Origin of the sequence: Pseudomonas sp. FP2294 (assembly GCF_030687625.1) — a bacterium.
Taxonomy (GTDB): Bacteria; Pseudomonadota; Gammaproteobacteria; order Pseudomonadales; family Pseudomonadaceae; genus Aquipseudomonas; species Aquipseudomonas shahriarae.
Map to the genome: position 1 here is coordinate 5,034,881 of NZ_CP117441.1, position 16,526 is coordinate 5,051,406.

At 63.0% G+C, this 16,526-nt stretch carries 16 protein-coding genes; 7 read left to right on the forward strand and 9 right to left on the reverse strand.

Going from position 1 to position 16,526, the window contains the following annotated elements:
- Nucleotides 1-18: 18 nt before the first annotated feature.
- Together PSH73_RS22635 and PSH73_RS22640 are read left to right on the forward strand one after the other, a co-directional pair.
- On the forward strand, nt 19-909 hold the full coding sequence (locus PSH73_RS22635) for a neutral zinc metallopeptidase (protein ID WP_057441162.1): 891 nt from the start codon (nt 19-21) through the stop codon (nt 907-909).
- On the forward strand, nt 910-1,887 hold the full coding sequence (locus tag PSH73_RS22640) for an alpha/beta hydrolase (protein WP_057958365.1): 978 nt from the start codon (nt 910-912) through the stop codon (nt 1,885-1,887). It abuts the gene before it with no gap.
- A gap of 52 nt (nt 1,888-1,939) precedes the next feature.
- On the opposite strand, the gene PSH73_RS22645 is transcribed toward PSH73_RS22640, so the two are convergent.
- The 3 genes from PSH73_RS22645 to PSH73_RS22655 form a co-directional block, all read right to left on the reverse strand.
- Nucleotides 1,940-2,527 (reverse strand): HAD family hydrolase, encoded by a 588-nt coding sequence (locus PSH73_RS22645; RefSeq protein WP_057958364.1) that lies wholly within the window; start codon nt 2,525-2,527, stop codon nt 1,940-1,942.
- Nucleotides 2,524-3,393 (reverse strand): acyl-CoA thioesterase II, encoded by an 870-nt coding sequence (gene tesB, locus PSH73_RS22650; RefSeq protein WP_057441166.1) that lies wholly within the window; start codon nt 3,391-3,393, stop codon nt 2,524-2,526. Before tesB ends, PSH73_RS22645 begins: the two co-directional genes overlap by 4 nt.
- A gap of 71 nt (nt 3,394-3,464) precedes the next feature.
- Nucleotides 3,465-4,034 (reverse strand): GNAT family N-acetyltransferase, encoded by a 570-nt coding sequence (locus PSH73_RS22655; RefSeq protein ID WP_057958363.1) that lies wholly within the window; start codon nt 4,032-4,034, stop codon nt 3,465-3,467.
- A gap of 75 nt (nt 4,035-4,109) precedes the next feature.
- Between PSH73_RS22655 and PSH73_RS22660 the strand changes: the two genes are divergently transcribed.
- Together PSH73_RS22660 and PSH73_RS22665 are read left to right on the forward strand one after the other, a co-directional pair.
- Complete coding sequence (locus PSH73_RS22660; RefSeq protein ID WP_057444410.1) at nt 4,110-5,030, forward strand: histone deacetylase; 921 nt, start codon at nt 4,110-4,112, stop codon at nt 5,028-5,030.
- 172 nt (nt 5,031-5,202) lie between these two features.
- Nucleotides 5,203-6,438, forward strand: coding sequence for a TIGR03862 family flavoprotein (locus PSH73_RS22665; RefSeq protein WP_305461389.1), 1,236 nt, complete (start codon nt 5,203-5,205; stop codon nt 6,436-6,438).
- Between the two features lie 118 nt (nt 6,439-6,556).
- Here the strand turns inward: PSH73_RS22665 and PSH73_RS22670 are convergent, their stop codons facing one another.
- Both PSH73_RS22670 and yedA read right to left on the reverse strand, forming a co-directional pair.
- A complete protein-coding gene (locus PSH73_RS22670) occupies nt 6,557-7,888 on the reverse strand; it encodes a DEAD/DEAH box helicase (protein ID WP_057958361.1) in 1,332 nt (443 codons plus the stop codon).
- Between the two features lie 48 nt (nt 7,889-7,936).
- On the reverse strand, nt 7,937-8,833 hold the full coding sequence (yedA, locus tag PSH73_RS22675; RefSeq protein WP_057958360.1) for a drug/metabolite exporter YedA: 897 nt from the start codon (nt 8,831-8,833) through the stop codon (nt 7,937-7,939).
- 160 nt (nt 8,834-8,993) lie between these two features.
- Between yedA and PSH73_RS22680 the strand changes: the two genes are divergently transcribed.
- Complete coding sequence (locus PSH73_RS22680; RefSeq protein ID WP_057958359.1) at nt 8,994-9,452, forward strand: Lrp/AsnC family transcriptional regulator; 459 nt, start codon at nt 8,994-8,996, stop codon at nt 9,450-9,452.
- 423 nt (nt 9,453-9,875) lie between these two features.
- On the opposite strand, the gene PSH73_RS22685 is transcribed toward PSH73_RS22680, so the two are convergent.
- From PSH73_RS22685 to PSH73_RS22695, 3 genes are all read right to left on the reverse strand, one after another.
- Nucleotides 9,876-10,487 (reverse strand): PolC-type DNA polymerase III, encoded by a 612-nt coding sequence (locus PSH73_RS22685; protein ID WP_057441176.1) that lies wholly within the window; start codon nt 10,485-10,487, stop codon nt 9,876-9,878.
- A 25-nt stretch (nt 10,488-10,512) separates the two neighbouring features.
- On the reverse strand, nt 10,513-10,989 hold the full coding sequence (locus tag PSH73_RS22690) for an NYN domain-containing protein (RefSeq protein WP_032861784.1): 477 nt from the start codon (nt 10,987-10,989) through the stop codon (nt 10,513-10,515).
- Between the two features lie 120 nt (nt 10,990-11,109).
- On the reverse strand, nt 11,110-11,832 hold the full coding sequence (locus PSH73_RS22695) for a DUF2076 domain-containing protein (protein WP_128592781.1): 723 nt from the start codon (nt 11,830-11,832) through the stop codon (nt 11,110-11,112).
- A 169-nt stretch (nt 11,833-12,001) separates the two neighbouring features.
- Here PSH73_RS22695 and PSH73_RS22700 point away from each other — a divergent pair, with 169 nt between their 5' ends.
- On the forward strand, nt 12,002-12,664 hold the full coding sequence (locus PSH73_RS22700) for a YciC family protein (RefSeq protein WP_198830281.1): 663 nt from the start codon (nt 12,002-12,004) through the stop codon (nt 12,662-12,664).
- Between the two features lie 72 nt (nt 12,665-12,736).
- Nucleotides 12,737-13,825 (forward strand): endonuclease/exonuclease/phosphatase family protein, encoded by a 1,089-nt coding sequence (locus PSH73_RS22705; RefSeq protein WP_115129061.1) that lies wholly within the window; start codon nt 12,737-12,739, stop codon nt 13,823-13,825.
- 142 nt (nt 13,826-13,967) lie between these two features.
- Here the strand turns inward: PSH73_RS22705 and hrpB are convergent, their stop codons facing one another.
- Complete coding sequence (hrpB, locus tag PSH73_RS22710) at nt 13,968-16,475, reverse strand: ATP-dependent helicase HrpB (RefSeq protein ID WP_057960677.1); 2,508 nt, start codon at nt 16,473-16,475, stop codon at nt 13,968-13,970.
- Nucleotides 16,476-16,526 lie beyond the last annotated feature (51 nt).

Here is a 16,526-nt window from a genome sequence, read left to right on the forward strand (position 1 = left end):
CATCAAGAGGATTGCCCCATGCTATGGAAAAAGGGTCGACGCAGCGACAACGTGGTCGACGCGCGCAATGACGGCGGCGGCGGTGGCGGCGGCATGCGTTTTGGGGGTGGCAAGGGCCTGAGCCTGACCGCCATTGTGCTGATCGTCGGCATCGGCCTGCTCACCGGCCAGGACCCGATGCAGATCCTCGGGCAACTGAGCGGCCAGATGACTGAACAGGCCCCTTCGGTCAGCCCGCAAACACGCCAGGCGCCGCCCGCCAATGATGAGCAGGCAGATTTCGTACGCGCCGTGCTGGGCGACACCGAAGACACCTTTGGCCAGGTGTTCCAGGAAAACGGCCTGACTTACAAGAACCCCAAGCTGATCCTGTTCCGTGGCCGGGTGAATTCTGCCTGCGGTGGCGCGACCTCCGCCAGCGGCCCGTTCTATTGCCCGGCCGACCAGCAGGTCTACCTGGACCTGGATTTCTTCCGCGAAATGTCCCAGCGCTTCCAGGCGGCCGGCGACTTTGCCCAGGCCTATGTGATCGCCCACGAAGTCGGCCACCACGTGCAAACCCTGCTGGGCATTTCCTCGAAAATCCAGGTCGCACGCCAGCAAGGCCGGCAGATGCAGGGCGATGGTGGCCTGCTGGTCCGCCAGGAACTGCAAGCCGACTGTTTCGCCGGGGTCTGGGCCAACCGCGCGCAAAAGCGCCTGAACTGGCTGGAACCGGGCGATATCGAAGAAGCGCTGAACGCCGCCAACGCCATCGGCGACGACCGCTTGCAGCAACAGGGCCAGGGCCGTGTGGTTCCCGACTCGTTCACCCACGGCACGTCGCAACAGCGGGTTCGCTGGTTCAAGACCGGGTTTGCCCAGGGCCAGATCAGCCAATGCGATACCTTTTCGGCCAAGAGTCTGTAAATGAGTAAACGAGCCGGATGGCTGCTGGGGTTGATGATCGGTTGCGCCACCACCCCCTTCGCCGCCGGGCAGGCGGTCAAGGTTGTCAGCCCCGAGCGTTTCTCCCTGCAAGCCGGCGACCTGAGCCTGGGCCTTAGCCAGGACTGGCGCCAGCCACTACCGCAGATCACTCGGGCGCTGATCATCGTGCATGGGCGCCTGCGCAACGCCCAGACCTACCTCAAAAGCGCCGAAGATGCCGCCGCCCACGCGGGGCAAGGCGCCAACACCCTGGTGATCGCACCGCAGTTTCTCAACGATGCCGATATCCAGCGCCATCACCTGGGCGACAGCGTACTGCGCTGGCACGGCAATGGATGGATGGCGGGCGATTCGTCAATCGGTCATGGCCAGATCAGTTCCTACGGCGCCCTGGACCAGATCATCAAGCACCTGGGCAACCGCCAACTGTTCCCGGCCCTCAAGGAAATAGTGGTCGCCGGGCATTCCGGTGGCGGCCAGGTGGTACAGCGCTTTGCCCTGACCGGCCATGATCACCCGGCCCTGCAAGCCGCCGGCATCAGCCTGCGCTATGTGATCGCCAACCCATCGTCCTACGCCTACTTCAGCCCGCAGCGCCCAGTGCAGTTAGCGCCGGGCAGTTGCCCGCAGTTCAATGACTGGAAGTACGGCATGCAAAAACTGCCGGCCTACGCCAACGGCCAAAGCCCCCAGCAACTGGAAAAAGCCTACGCCGCGCGGGATATCACCTACCTGCTGGGCCAGCAGGACACCGACCCCAACCACCCGGCCCTGGACAAGAGCTGCGCGGCCGAGAGCCAGGGCGCGTATCGGCTGATTCGCGGGCATAACTACTTTGACTACCTCAAGCAGCGGCATCCGCAGTTGAGCCAGAGGTTGATTGAAGTGCCTGGGGTTGGGCATGACGGCGACAAGATGTTTACCTCGCCGCTGGGGCAGAAGGCCTTGTTCCACTAATCCCCCAGGGAAAACCCAAGCCAGCTCCTACCGGTGATGCGTGGTGCCTGGGCTAGATCATCTGGCGCAATGCCGCGCAGTCTTGCGCATGCCAATCTGCCAGTTCCGGCCATGGGTTTTCGGGCAGGTTGACCAGCACCGTCCGCGTCCCCGCCGCCCGGCCGCAATCCAGGTCGAAGCGATAGTCGCCCACCATGACCATCTCGGCCGGCGCCACATCCCAGGCCTGGGCCAGTTTCAACAGGCCACCGGGATCAGGCTTGGGCGGGGCGTCGTCGCGGCCCAGCACATCTTCCACGGCAAAACAGTCCGCCAGGCCGATGGCTTTCAAGGTGATGTGCGCCAGCTCCTGGGCGTTGCGCGTCAGGATCCCCAGGCGACAGCCCCGTGCTGCCAGGTCGCGCACCAACTCCACCGCGCCCGTGGCCGCTACCGAGCCCAGCGCCAGTTCGCGCTCATGCTCCAGCAACCAGGCATGCTTGGCCGCCGCCTCCGCTGCTGGCAACGCAGCCAGGTGGGTGAGGATGTCATCGGCAGGCGGAATATCCAGGGCCACGCGGATCGCCGCAAAATCATGCACGGCCACCGTGAGGGTGCCGTCCATGTCGAACACCCAGTGTTTTACGTCCGTGAGGCTCATGCCCAATCCTTGCGATGGCGAATCAGGCCTTCCTGGGTCACCGAGGCCACCAGTTGGCCCGCGCGGTTATACACGCTGCCACGGGAGAACCCGCGGGAATTGCCGGCCCATGGGCTGTCCATGGCGTACAGCAACCAGTCATCGGCCCGCAGGTCAGCGTGGAACCACAGCGCATGGTCAAGACTGGCCACTTGCATGTCCTTCTGCCACACGGTCTTGCCATGGGGCAGCAACGAGGTGGTCAGCAGGCCGAAGTCCGAGGCGTAGGCCAGCAGATATTTATGCAGCGCCGGCAAATCGGCCAGGGCGCCATCGGCGCGAAACCACACATACTTGACCGGGTCGGACGGCTGCGGGTTGTACGGATCTTTTTCGGTCACCGGGCGCACTTCAATCGGCTTGGGGCACAGCAGTTTTTCGCGCATGGTCTCGGGGATCAGGTGCGCACGCTGCCGGGTCAGTTCCAGCTCCGACGGCAGGTTCTCCGGGCCCACCACCACCGGCATGGTGGTCTGGTGCTCGAAGCCTTCTTCGTCGTACTGGAACGAGGCGCTGCAGGTGAAGATCGGGTTGCCCTTCTGGATCGCCGTCACCCGGCGCGTGCTGAAGCTGCCGCCATCGCGCACCCGGTCCACTTGATAGACCACTGGCAGCCCAGCGTCGCCTGGGCGCAGGAAATAGCCGTGCAACGAATGCACATGCCGCGCTTCTTCGACGGTCTGGCTGGCTGCCGACAGCGACTGGCCCAAAACCTGGCCGCCGAACAGTTGGCGAAAACCCAAGTCCTGGCTGCGGCCGCGGAAGAGGTTTTCTTCAATCGGTTCCAGGGTCAGCAAGTCGACCAGATCTTCCAACACTTGGCTCATTCAAACTCTCCTCACACAAAGCAAAACCGCGCAGTCTTGGCTGCGGCGGGTAATAACATCGGGCGGCCTGCCTATCCGTGCAGCGTATCCAACCATTGGGCGCGGGTGATGCGGTACAACACATGATGGCGCAGCGGATCGTCCGCCGCGAGCCTGGGGTGCTGAAAATCTGCCGCCGGATCGTAATGCATACCGATGGCCTGCATGACTTTCTGCGACGGCAGGTTGGCCTCGGTGGTGAAGGCCACTATTTCTTCCAACTGCAAACGGTCAAAACCACAACGCAATGCAGTCCAGGCCGCTTCACTGGCAAAACCCAGGCCCCAGTGCTCGCGGGCCAGGCGCCAGCCAATCTCCACCGCCGGGGTGAAGTCGGCGTCAAAGCCGACATTCATCAATCCCGTCAGGCCGATAAATTCGCCGCTGTCCTTACGCTCCAGGGCCCACGCACCAAACCCATACTCGGCAAAATGCCCACGTATTCGCCCGATCAATGCCGCGCTTTCCAAGCGGTCCAGGGGTGCCGGGAAATAGCGCATCACCTGCGGGTCGGCGCACATCCGGGCAAACTCCGGCAAATCGCTGTCGCGCCATTGGCGCAACACCAGGCGCGCGCTTTCCAACTGCAGTATCGGCTCCATCGTTCCCCTCCCTTGCCATGTGCGTGAGTGTACAGCGCTGTTAAGATCCGTCGTTGGTTCCTGTCAGAAATTGCCATGCCTTTGCCATTGATCTACCACGACGACTACAGCCCCGAGTTCCCGGCGGATCATCGCTTCCCCATGGATAAATTCCGGCTGCTGCGCGATCACCTGGTCGACAGCGGCCTGACCCAGGACAGCCAACTGCTGCGCCCCGAATTGTGCCCGGCCCAAGTGCTCGCCCTGGCCCATGACCCTGGCTATATCGAACGTTATATGAGCGGTGAGTTGTCCCGCGAAGACCAGCGGCGCCTGGGCCTGCCCTGGAGCGAAGCCCTGGCCCGACGCACCGTGCGCGCGGTCGGTGGCTCGTTGCTGGCGGCCGAGCAGGCTCTGGAACATGGCCTGGCCTGCCACCTGGCGGGGGGCACCCACCACGCCCATTACGATTACCCGGCGGGCTTTTGCATCTTCAATGACCTGGCGGTGATCAGCCATTTCCTACTGGCCAGTGGGCGAGTCAACCGGGTGCTGATCTTCGACTGTGACGTGCACCAAGGCGACGGTACCGCGCGCATCCTCCATGACACACCGGACGCCATTACCGTGTCCCTGCACTGCGAAAAGAACTTCCCGGCGCGCAAGGCCGCCAGCGACTGGGATATCCCGCTGCCCATGGGCATGGGCGACGCCGACTACCTCACGGTGGTGGACGATGCCCTCAACTACCTGCTGCCGCTGTATCAGCCCGACCTGGTGCTGTATGACGCGGGCGTCGATGTGCATAAGGACGACGCCCTCGGCTACCTCAAGCTGACAGACGCAGGCGTCGCCGCCCGTGACGAAAGCGTGATGCGCCATTGCCTGGGCCGCGATATCCCGGTGGTGGGCGTGATCGGTGGCGGCTACAGCAAGGACCGCCACGCCCTGGCCCGGCGCCACGGCATCCTGCACCACAGTGCGCAGCGGGTGTGGACGTCATCAGGTTGTCATTGAAACCTGGGCGTTACCCACAATGCCTGTGGAACGGCCTGTGGATAACTTGAGCGTAACCGCCTGCAAGGCAGGCACCACATAGCATGTAGGAAGGTGTACGTTTTTTGATCAGGCAGTTTCGCGGTCCTCGGGTAGAATGCTCGCCCTACTTCGCCGAACCGCAGTCACCCCCATGCCTCAGATCCCAGCCCAGCCTTTTCACGTCACGATCATCGGCGGCGGCCCCGCCGGGCTGATGGCTGCCGAAGTCCTGAGCCAGGCCGGGGTCCGGGTGGACCTGTATGACGGCATGCCATCGGTGGGGCGCAAGTTCCTGCTGGCGGGCGTGGGCGGCATGAATATCACCCACTCCGAAGCCTACCCGGCATTTCTTTCACGCTACGCCGAACGCGCGTCGGACATTGCCCCCTTGCTGCGCCAGTTTGGTGCCGAGGCGTTGTGCGAATGGATTCATGGCTTGGGCATCGAAACCTTTGTCGGCAGCTCCGGCCGTGTGTTTCCTACCGACATGAAAGCCGCCCCCCTGCTGCGCGCCTGGCTCAAGCGCCTGCGCGACCAGGGGGTAGTTATCCACACCCGGCATCGCTGGCAGGGCTGGAATGCCGACGGCGGCTTAATTATCCACAGCCCGGAGGGCGACAAGACTGTCCACAGCGATGCCGTACTGCTGGCCCTCGGTGGCGGCAGTTGGTCGCGCCTGGGCTCGGACGGTGCCTGGCTCAAATTGCTGGAACACCAAGGCGTGCCCTGCACCCCGCTGCAGCCCAGCAACTGCGGCTTCGAGGTGTCAGCCTGGAGCGAATTAATGGTGAGCAAGTTCGCCGGCGCGCCGCTGAAAAACGTCGCCATAGGGTTGGCGGATGACAAACCCCGCCTGGGCGAATGCGTGATCACCGCGACCGGTATCGAAGGCAGTCTGATCTACGCACTGTCGGCGCCGATTCGCGAAGCGATCAACCGTGACGGTTCAGCCACCGTGCACATCGACCTGCTGCCGGGCAAGCCGCTGGACAAGGTGCAGGCCGCATTGGCCAAGCCCCGTGGCTCACGCTCGATGAGCAAGCATTTGCACAGTCAGTTGGGCCTGGATGGGGTAAAGGCTGCACTGTTACGCGAGTTGGCGCCCACAGGTCACTTCAATGATCCGGCGCAGTTGGCTGTGGATATCAAGGCACTGCCACTGACGCTGGTAAAAACCCGGCCGATGGATGAAGCCATCAGTACCGCCGGCGGCGTACCGTTTGAAGCGCTGGATGAGCGCTTGATGCTCACGCAGCTACCGGGGGTATTTTGTGCCGGGGAGATGCTGGACTGGGAGGCACCGACAGGTGGGTATTTACTGACGGGGTGTTTTGCCAGTGGGCGGATGGCGGGGCGTGGCATGCTGGAGTGGCTCCAGCGCCGATAGTTGCGGGCAGCTCAGGTCCGCCTTCGCAGGCAAGCCAGCTCCCACATTTTGATCTGTGAACACATTCAAATGTGGGAGCTGCTTGCCTGCGATGAGGCCCTGACAGACGCCAAAGAAGTTACTTCTTCTTACGCGGCCCGGTATTAAACACAGGCACTTTGCGCACCGGCTTGATCGACGGCTCCGCCGCCACTTCCCCGCTTTCGACCCACTTGCCCAGGTTGCGCTTACCGCCACCACCAGACGTCTTAGGCTTCTTCGGTTTTTTCGGCTTCTTCACCACCTGCCCGCTGGCATCAGTGTCGGGCACGCGGTGCTCCGGTTCGAAATCCTGTTCCATTTTGCGGGTCAGGGTCTGGCGGGTCAGCATCTCGATGGCCGAGAGCATGTTCACTTCGTCGGCACACACCAGGGAAATCGCCTCGCCGGTGTTGCCGGCCCGGCCGGTACGGCCGATACGGTGGATGTAGTCCTCGGCAACGATGGGCAGGTCAAAGTTGACCACCATCGGCAAATCTTCGATATCCAGGCCACGGGCCGCCACATCAGTGGCCACCAGGATCTGCACCTCGCTGGCCTTGAAACGGTCCAGTGCCCGCTGGCGCGTGGCTTGTGGCTTGTCGCCGTGGATGCCGTCGGCATTGATCCCCAGGCCTTGTAGCTTGTCTACCAATGCATCCACACCGTTGCGGGTCTTGGCGAACACCAGCACCTGCTTCCACTTGCCCTTGCGCATCAGATGCACAAACAGCTCCGCCTTGCGCTTCTTGTCCACCGGCACCACCCATTGCTTGACGGTGTTGGCAGCGACGTTGCGCGGGCTGACTTCGATGCTCAGCGGGTCAATAAGCATCTGCCCGGCCAGCAGGCGGATGTCATCGGAGAAGGTCGCGGAAAACAGCAGGGTCTGACGCTTTTTCGGCAGCATGCGGTAAATGTTCGCCAGCTCTTCGGAAAAACCCAGGTCGAGCATGCGGTCGGCTTCATCCAGCACCAGGGTTTGCAGCTGATTGAGCTTCAGCGCGTTCTGGCGGAACAGGTCGATCAGGCGGCCAGGGGTGGCCACCAGCACGTCGACCCCCTTGCGCAGCTTCATCATTTGCGGGTTGATGCTGACGCCGCCATACACCGCGTAGGTGGTCAACGGCAGGTGCTCGGCGTACTGGGCGACGCTGGCGTGAACCTGCTCGGCCAGCTCGCGGGTCGGGCACAGGATCAGCGCACGCACCGAGTTGGCGGTGACTTTTGGCCCTTCCATGGTCAACCGTTGCAGGAGCGGCACGGCGAAGCCGGCGGTCTTGCCGGTGCCGGTCTGGGCCGCAGCCATCAGGTCGCGACCGGCCAGCACCGCCGGAATGGCTTGCGCCTGCACCGGCGTCGGGGTCTGGTAGCCAAGCGCCTCAAGGGCGCGCAGCAAGGGTTCGATCAGGCCAAGTGTGGCGAAAGTCATGTGTTTACCGTAGGAAAAATTCAGCGCAAGGGCGTAATGCGCGGCAGTTTACCTTATTTCCGGCTTCGGCTTGCGCCACTGGGGCAGGCTGATCAACAACACGGCGCTGATAATCACCAACATCGCCAGGGCTTCTTCCAGGCCAATGGTCTCGCCGACAAACACGATGCCCAGCAACACCGCCACCGCCGGGTTGACGTAGGCATAGCTGGTGGCCGCTGCCGGACGCACGTGCTTGAGCAGGTACATATAAGCGTTGAAGGCGATGATCGAACCAAACACGGTCAGGTAAGCCAGGGCCAGCCAGCCTTCCACCGGAGGCATCGCTTGCAGGTGCTCGCCTTTGAGTGCACTGCCGATCAACAGCACCACCCCGGCGATCAGCATTTCGGCGGCGCTGGCCATAGCGCCCTGGGGCAACGGCAAGTGCCGGCTCCATACCGAACCAAAAGCCCAGGAAGCGGCGGCAAACAACAGCAGCCCCGCGCCCAACGGGCTCGATTGCAGGTTGGAGCCCATATTGAGCATGGCAATGCCGATCATCCCCAGAATCACCCCGGCCCACTCCAGACGGGTATTACGCGCGCCCCAGAAATATCCACAGAGCAAGGTAAACAACGGCACCGTCGCCACGGCCAGCGCAGCGACACCTGAAGTCACGCCGCTGTGTTCAGCCACACTCACTGCGCCATTACCGAAGGTCAGCAGCAAGATGCCGATCATGCCCGCGGCTTTCCACTGCGCCCAGGTCGGTGCCGGCACCCCGCGCCAGCGCAGGTAGCCATACATCAGCGCCCCCGCAGTACAGAAGCGAATCCCCGCCAACATCAGCGGCGGCCAGTACTCCACGCCAATACGGATCACCAGGTAGGTAGACCCCCAAATCACATACAGCGCAAAAAAAGCTGCGATCAACGGTAAGGGAAAACGACGTGGGCCAGGCATGGGCAGCTCTGCAGCAGGACAAGGAATCGTTATTTTAGAAATCCACACCAGTAAACATAAGTTACAAAACCTGTTTAAAGCGCCCATACACTTTTCAAATCATGGTTATCAGGGCTATAAGCCTTGTATTCGAAAGCCCGCCATTGCCAGAGCCTTATTCATGGACAAATACGATCGCATGCTCCTCAGCGCCCTGCTCAAGGATGGGCGCGCCACTTACGCGCAACTGGCCCGCACCGTAAACCTCTCCGCCCCCGCCGTGGCTGAACGCGTGGCCAAGCTGGAGGCCAGCGGAGTGATCACCGGTTACCAGGCCAAGGTCGACCTGTCCAAGATCGGCCTGCCGATCCAGTGCACGATTGAACTGCGCTTGACCAAAAACGGCAGCCAGAAAGTCTACGACGCGCTGGCAGAAATCCCCGAACTGACCGAATGCCATCGGGTCACCGGCGACCCGTGCGTGATCATGCAGGCGGCGGTGGGTTCGATGCCGGAACTGGAAAGCCTGATCAACAGGGTGGCGAAATTCGGGTTCAGCAAAACCTCGATCATCTTGTCGAGCGCCGTAGAGCGGCGGTTGCCGTTGGGGTATTTGGAGGGAAAGAATGGCGGCGCCTGAGCGAGCGCTATCGCGGGCAAGCCCGGCTCCCACAGTTGACCCGATTGCCCGGACTGGATGCGATCCCATGTGGGAGCTGGCTTGCCTGCGATAGCGGTGTATCAGGCCAAAATATCTCAACTGACACACCACCATCGCGAGCACACCCGGCCCCACAGCTAACCCGATTGCCCGGGCTGGATGCGATCCCATGTGGGAGCTGGCTTGCCTGCGATAGCGGTGTATCAGGCCAAAATATCTCAACTGACACACCACCATCGCGAGCACACCCGGCCCCACAGCTAACCCGATTGCTTGGGCTGGATGCGATCCCATGTGGGAGCTGGCTTGCCTGCGATAGCGGTGTATCAGCCACGAATACACCAACTGGCCTACCCACACCCGACGCCCACATTTTGCTCTTTATCGTTCTGAGAATCGGGATCAGAACCCGCGATGTTTCTTCAGATGGTCATTGATCTTCGCTGCCGGCACTTTTTGCAGGCTGCACAGCAGATCATGGGTCAACTCGCGCAAGCCGTGGGTGCGGCGCAGTTCCTGGGCCAGGTGGGCGGTGAGGTTGGCCGCCATTTCAGCATCCGCCATCGCCCGGTGAGCCTTGCCGGTGTGGGGCAATTGCGCATAAGACGTCAGGGTGCCGAGTTTGTGGTTGGGCGCCGTGGGCATCAGCCGGCGGGCCAGGAGCAGCGAGCAGGCGAATTTTTGCAGGCGGGTGCGGCGGATCAGGCCCAGTTCGAAGTCCCAGAACTTCTGGTCGAACGCGGCGTTGTGCGCCAGTAGCGGCGTGGTGCCAACAAATTCATTGACCTCGTTCATCACCCGCTCGGCCGGCGGCGCGCTGCGCAGCATGGCATTGCTGATGCCGGTCAGCTGCTCGATAAACCCCGGCACGCGCACACCGGCGTTCATCAGGCTCTGGTAGCGGTCCACGATCTGGCCCTGCTCCAGGATGACCACGGCGATTTCCGTGGCCCGGCAACTGCTGCTCGGCGAGATGCCGGTGGTTTCAAAGTCGATGACCGCTATACGTTCCAAACCTGTTCCAACCCCATCTGAAAATCTATTTGAGCAACAACGCGCCTTCGATAGGCACGTAGCGACTGGCCGCGCGGATCAACGAATTGGCCGTCAGCCCCGGCACGCCGTAGGCCACGGCTTCGACGCCATGTTTATGGATGATGCGGTCGAGCAACATATCGAAATCGCCATCACCCGAGGCCAGTACCACTTCGTCGACATGGGCGGCGGCGTCCATGATGTCGATGGTGATACCCACGTCCCAGTCGCCCTTGGCCGAGCCATCGCTGCGCTGGATGTACGGTTTGAGCTTCACGGTAAAGCCCAGGTTGCGCAGGATCTGCTGGAATTGCTGCTGCTTGCTGTCGCCACGGTCGATGGCATAGGCGTACGCCTCGACGATCTGCCCGCGCTGGCTGATATCGGCCCACAGGGCGGCGTAGTTGAAGTGGCAGCCATAGGCCTGGCGCACGGTGTAATAGAGGTTCTGCACATCGGCGAACACTGCAATTTTTTTCACCGTATATCCTCATCGCACTGGCGGACGTGATGGCCCGCAAAGGTCGTCAGTATGCCAGCCAAGAGGAGGTTTCCGAGAAAAATCAGACCGGGGCGACAGCGCGCCCCGGTTCAGTGGGTGTCAGACGAAGGAGTCGTCGTCGCCAAAGAAGGAAGAATCGTCGGCATAACCGCTGTCGGCGCTGTCATTGTCAGCGAAACGCTGCTCGTCATTGCCCCAGCCGCCGTTGTCACTGGCAGGCGCCGGCTCTTCGCGAACGATCTCTTCCACCACCTGCGGCTGCTGGTTGTGGCTGAACAGGCTGCTGATACCTTGGGCCAGCATCACACCCCCGGCCACCCCGGCGGCGGTTTTCAGGGCGCCACCGAGAAAACCACCACCTGCGGGCGCCGCCTGCTGGGGTTGCTGATAGTTCTGTTGTGGGGTGCCAAAGCTCTGTTGCGGCGTCGGCGCGCTGAAGCCGGGCCGAGTCGGCTCGCGCCAACCACCCGCGCCAGAGGCCGGCGCGCTCGGCGCAGGCTGCGGCTCGCGGGAGCTGCCGCCAAAGATGCTCGACAGGAACCCACCACCGCTGGTGGCCGGCTGCGTTGTCTTGGCCCGTTGCAGTTCATCCTGCAATTGCTGGATCTGTTGCGCCTGCTGCTTGTTCTGCGCATCCAGGCTTTTGATCGCGGCTTCCTGCACCAGAATCGCCTGGGTCATGAAATACCCGGCGGCCGGTTGGCGAGTGATGTGCTCCTTGATCCGCGCTTCTGCCTGGGCGTCGCGGGGGGCTGAGTCCGTTTCGGCTTGCTGCAACCGTGAAAACAGTCCGTCGATCAGGGTTTGCTCTTCGCTGTTCATGGCGACCTCGTTAGATTGCCGGTAAAAATCTGCGTCCCGCCCGCAATGGGCAAGGTACGCCACCAGTAATGGGGCTGGCCCGCAGCGTTTCAATGATCTTTACCCAAGGTTTACGTTTGTCGGTGATCGGTTAAAGTGTCCGCTGCTTTTTCCGCCTGTGATGACTTTGATGAATCCGTTGACCGTTCTGCGCGACTCTTTCTACTTTTTCCAGCGCAACCTGGGCGCCATCGTGCAGTTGTGCCTGCCCTTGGTGATCCTGGAGGCCGTGCTGCAACAAGTGCTTGATCGCACCCTGGGCCCGGAGGCGTTTACCGGCTACAGCATGATCGTGGGTTTGCTGGTGTATCCGCTGTACACCGCCGCCCTGATCCTGTTTCTCGACGCCCGCAGCCGTGGCGAGTCGCCGCGCACCGCCGCCGTGCTGGCCATGGCGCTGACCTTGTGGCCACGCTACGCGTTGCTGACGGCCATGAGCACCCTGCTGATCCTGCTGGGGCTGTCGTTGTACTTCCTGCCGGGGCTGTGGCTGATGGTCACCCTGGCCTTCGCCGAGTACTTGCTGGTGCTGCGCGGAATGCCCGCGCTGGCGGCGATGAAGGAAAGTTTCCGTCTGACCCGTGGGCATTTTCTGCGCATCCTGATCTGCCTGTTGTGCGTGATGACCCCACTGTGGCTGCTCAAGGGTGCCAGCGTCGCAGCCTGGCCCGACCCGCAGAACCCGCTGCTGGCGGTGCTGATCGACAGTGCCCATAGCTTCTTGCAGCTGTTTACCAGCGTAGTGCTGTTCCGCCTGTTCATGCTGATCGCCGGTGATGCCGACGCTCGCTAACGTGCTCCCTGGGCTCCCGGCCACCGGTCGGGTATGCTCGGGGCCTGTCCCGCAGCGCCATAAGGCGAGCCGATGACCCGTTTACTGCGTAAAACCCTGGTAGGCCTGCTGATCCTCGCAGGCTTGCTGACGGCCCTGATCTACAGCCTGACCTGGCGCCCCGCCGACAAACAGACCCTACCCGTCAGCTGCGTGGCCCCGCGTGCGCCGACGCTGCTGCCCGGCCAGGCACTCAAGGTGATGACCTGGAACGTGCAATACCTGGCGGGCAAGAACTATGTGTTCTGGTACGACACCCCCGACGGCAGTGGCCCGGACGAGCGCCCCACCCCTGAAGACATGGCCTCCAGCCTGGACGAAGTGGCGCGGGTGATCCGTGACGAGCAACCGGACGTACTGTTGCTGCAGGAACTGGACGAAGGCGCCAAGCCATCCCACTACCAGGACCAACTGGCGCTGCTTCAGGAGCGGCTGGTGGACCTCTACCCGTGCAGCGTCGAGGCCTTCGACTGGAAAGCCGACTTTGTGCCCGACCGGCATATCTTCGGCAGTGTCGGCCGCAAGCTGGTGACCCTCAGCCGCTACCAGATCGAACATGCCGAACGCCTGCAACTGCCGGTGGCCCCGGCCAACCTGATCAGCCGTCAGTTCCAACCCAAGCCCGCGCTGCTGCTCAGTTACCTGCCGTTGAGCGACGGCGGCCAACTGGCGGTGCTCAACACCCGCCTGGACAACGCCGCCCCCGGCCACAGCGCGGTGCGCGAGCAGGTCGAGGCGACCATCAAGCTGCTGGATAAATTCGAAAGCCGGGGCACGCCGTGGCTGATTGGCGGGGATTTCAATCTGTTGCCCCTGGGGCAGTTCCTGCGCCTGGACGCCGACAGACGCGGGCAGTATTCGCCGGACAGTGAGCTGCATCTGTTGTGGGATAAATACCCGATGGTCCCCAGCAACAGTCAATCCAGCGGGATCGACCGCGCCCAGTGGCTGACCCACTTCCCCAATGACCCGGGCCTCGATGGGCCGGACCGTACGGTGGATTATCTGTTCTATAGCCCGAGGTTGAAGAAGGTTGAAGCGCGGGTGCGGCAGGACGATACATTGCGTATCTCCAATCATTTGCCGGTGATTGCACGGTTCCTGCTGCCCGCCGCGCAATAGCCCACAGGACACAACCCGATGTGGAATAGGGTTGGTGTAGGAGCTGGCTTGCCTGCGATAGCGCTGGGTCAGCTGGCCAGGTTCTGGCGGACAGACCGCTATCGCAGGCCAGCCAGCTCCTACATTCAGATATTAAGCATGATTACTTGCGCGGTTTGATCCGCGCGGTCGCTTCTGCCACCAACGGGTCATCGGGCCAGTAATGCTTGGGATACCGCCCCTTCAGATCCTTCTTCACCTCGGCGTAAGTACTGCGCCAGAAGTTCGCCAGATCCTGGGTCACCTGCACCGGACGCCGCGCTGGCGATAACAAGTGCAACTTCACCACCTGCCGTCCACCGGCGATGCGCGGGGTATCGGCCAGGCCAAACAGTTCCTGCAGGCGCACCGCGAGAATCGGCGGATGCTCGCTATAGTCCAGGCGTACCGATGAGCCCGAAGGCACCTTCAAATGATGGGGCGCCAGTTCATCCAGGCGCTGGGGCAGCGGCCAGGGCAGCAGATTATGCAGGAAGCTGGAAAGATCCAGGTTGGCGAAATGGCTCAAGCGCGAGACCTTGCCCAGGTACGGCATCAGCCAATGTTCCAGGCTGGCGAGCAACGCGCTGTCACTGACGTCGGGCCATTCGCCGGGCTTGCCGGAGTCCAGTTGGCGCAGCAGCATGACACGGGCCTGCCACTGGCGCAGCTCCGGGGTCCAGGGCAGCAGTTCCAGGCCTTTGCGCCGCACCAGGTTGACAAGCGCCTGGCTGCGGGCGGACTCGTCCAGGCCGGTCAGCGGCTCGCGGCTGAGTACCAGTTCACCGACCTTGCGCTGGCGTTCGGCACGCAACACGCCTTCGCGCTCGTCCCAATCCAGCTGGTCGAAAGAGCGCACCTGTTCGGCCAATACCGAGTCGAACAGCGTCGGGTCGAAGTCTGCAGCCAGGTAAATCCGCTCTTCACGCTGGCCCTGGCGGCTGCCCAGGTCGGCGATGACCAGCCACGGCTGCTTCATCAGGCTGTCAGCTTCGGCAAACAGCGCGGCGCGCCCATTGGCCAGACGATATTCGGCACCGCCCGCACGGCGTTGTTGGGCCACCCGGTCCGGGTAGGCCAGCGCCAGCAGCGCCCCCAGCCAGCGCGGGTGATCGGGATCAGCCACCGGCTGTTCGGCCTTGCCTCTTAGATAGCCGCGATATTGCCGGGCCAATTGCCGGGCCCGCTGTACGCCGCCTTGAGTACCACGGGCGCGTTCCTCGCCGGACAACAAGGCCAGGCGACTGTGCACATCCGCACCGGCACCGCGCAAGATGTCGCGCTCGCCCAGCAGCGCGGCGACATCACACGCCATGTTCGCCAGCCCCAAGTCCTGGCCGCGCAACAACAAATGGGCGATACGCGGGTGCGCCGGCAGGCTGGCCATTTTCTGTCCGTGGGGGGTCAAGGTCGCGTCCTTGAGCGCCCCCAGGCGTTCGAGCAAGTCCTGGGCCTGGGCATAAGCGGCAGTGGGTGGCACATCGAGCCACACCAATTGTGCTGGCGTCACGCCCCAGCGCGCCAGTTGCAGGGCCAGGCCGGCCAGGTCTGCCGAGAGAATTTCCGCGCTGCCATAGGCCGCCAGCCCTTCATGCTGGTCCTCGGACCACAACCGATAGCACACGCCCGGCTCCAGCCGCCCGGCCCGGCCGGCACGCTGGGTGGCGCTGGCGCGGGAGATGCGCTGGGTGTCGAGACGGCTCATGCCGCTGCCGGGGTCGAAACGCGGAACCCGCGCCAGCCCGGCGTCGATCACCACCCGCACGCCATTGATGGTCAGGCTGGTCTCGGCAATGTTAGTGGCCAGTACCACCTTGCGCTTGCCCGCCGGCGCCGGGTCGATGGCCGCTCGCTGCGCTGCCAGGTCAAGCTCGCCATGCAGCGGGCACAGCAGCACATCGCCGCGCTCACCGAGGGCATCCGCCAACTGTTGATGGACCCGGCGAATCTCCGCCTGCCCCGGCAGGAACACCAGCACGCTGCCGGTTTCGTCGTGCAGGGCTTCAAGAATGGTCTGCACCAACCGCGGCTCGATAAATTCCCCAGGCTGGAACGGCCGCCCCCAGCGCATCTGCACCGGGTACATGCGCCCTTCACTGCGCAGGATCGGCGCGTCGTCGAGCAGCCCCGACAGGCGTTCACCTTCAAGGGTGGCGGACATCAGCAGGATTTTCAGCGGTTGTTCATCGCGAAACAGCTCGCGGCCATTGAGGCTCAGGGCCAGCGCCAGGTCGGCGTCGAGGCTACGCTCGTGGAATTCGTCGAAGATCAGCAGACCCACGCCATCCAGTGCCGGGTCATCCTGCAGGCGCCGGGTGAGGATGCCTTCGGTGACCACTTCAATACGGGTGTTGGGGCCGACCTTGCTGTCCAGGCGGATCCGGTAGCCGACGGTTTCCCCGACCTTTTCCCCCAGCTCACTGGCCAGGCGTTCGGCTGCGGCGCGGGCGGCGAGCCGGCGGGGCTCAAGCATCAGGATGGTTTGCCCGGCCAGCCAGGTTTCGTGCAACAGCGCCAACGGCACCCGCGTGGTCTTACCGGCGCCGGGCGGTGCTTCGAGCACGGCTTCATGGCGCGTCGCCAAGGCTTCACGCAAGGCGGGTAAAACATCATCGATTGGCAACGAATTCATACTGGCTCCAAAGCAGAGCGGCGAGTATAACGGCGAACGGCTGGATATCGG

What these genes read in the sequence shown, in the direction of transcription:
- PSH73_RS22635 (WP_057441162.1), top strand. Translation starts at nt 19, where the DNA reads ATGCTATGGAAAAAGGGTCGACGCAGCGACAACGTGGTCGACGCGCGC.
- PSH73_RS22640 (WP_057958365.1), top strand. Translation starts at nt 910, where the DNA reads ATGAGTAAACGAGCCGGATGGCTGCTGGGGTTGATGATCGGTTGCGCC.
- PSH73_RS22645 (WP_057958364.1), bottom strand. Translation starts at nt 2,527, where the DNA reads ATGAGCCTCACGGACGTAAAACACTGGGTGTTCGACATGGACGGCACC.
- tesB (WP_057441166.1), bottom strand. Translation starts at nt 3,393, where the DNA reads ATGAGCCAAGTGTTGGAAGATCTGGTCGACTTGCTGACCCTGGAACCG.
- PSH73_RS22655 (WP_057958363.1), bottom strand. Translation starts at nt 4,034, where the DNA reads ATGGAGCCGATACTGCAGTTGGAAAGCGCGCGCCTGGTGTTGCGCCAA.
- PSH73_RS22660 (WP_057444410.1), top strand. Translation starts at nt 4,110, where the DNA reads ATGCCTTTGCCATTGATCTACCACGACGACTACAGCCCCGAGTTCCCG.
- PSH73_RS22665 (WP_305461389.1), top strand. Translation starts at nt 5,203, where the DNA reads ATGCCTCAGATCCCAGCCCAGCCTTTTCACGTCACGATCATCGGCGGC.
- PSH73_RS22670 (WP_057958361.1), bottom strand. Translation starts at nt 7,888, where the DNA reads ATGACTTTCGCCACACTTGGCCTGATCGAACCCTTGCTGCGCGCCCTT.
- yedA (WP_057958360.1), bottom strand. Translation starts at nt 8,833, where the DNA reads ATGCCTGGCCCACGTCGTTTTCCCTTACCGTTGATCGCAGCTTTTTTT.
- PSH73_RS22680 (WP_057958359.1), top strand. Translation starts at nt 8,994, where the DNA reads ATGGACAAATACGATCGCATGCTCCTCAGCGCCCTGCTCAAGGATGGG.
- PSH73_RS22695 (WP_128592781.1), bottom strand. Translation starts at nt 11,832, where the DNA reads ATGAACAGCGAAGAGCAAACCCTGATCGACGGACTGTTTTCACGGTTG.
- PSH73_RS22700 (WP_198830281.1), top strand. Translation starts at nt 12,002, where the DNA reads ATGAATCCGTTGACCGTTCTGCGCGACTCTTTCTACTTTTTCCAGCGC.
- PSH73_RS22705 (WP_115129061.1), top strand. Translation starts at nt 12,737, where the DNA reads ATGACCCGTTTACTGCGTAAAACCCTGGTAGGCCTGCTGATCCTCGCA.
- hrpB (WP_057960677.1), bottom strand. Translation starts at nt 16,475, where the DNA reads ATGAATTCGTTGCCAATCGATGATGTTTTACCCGCCTTGCGTGAAGCC.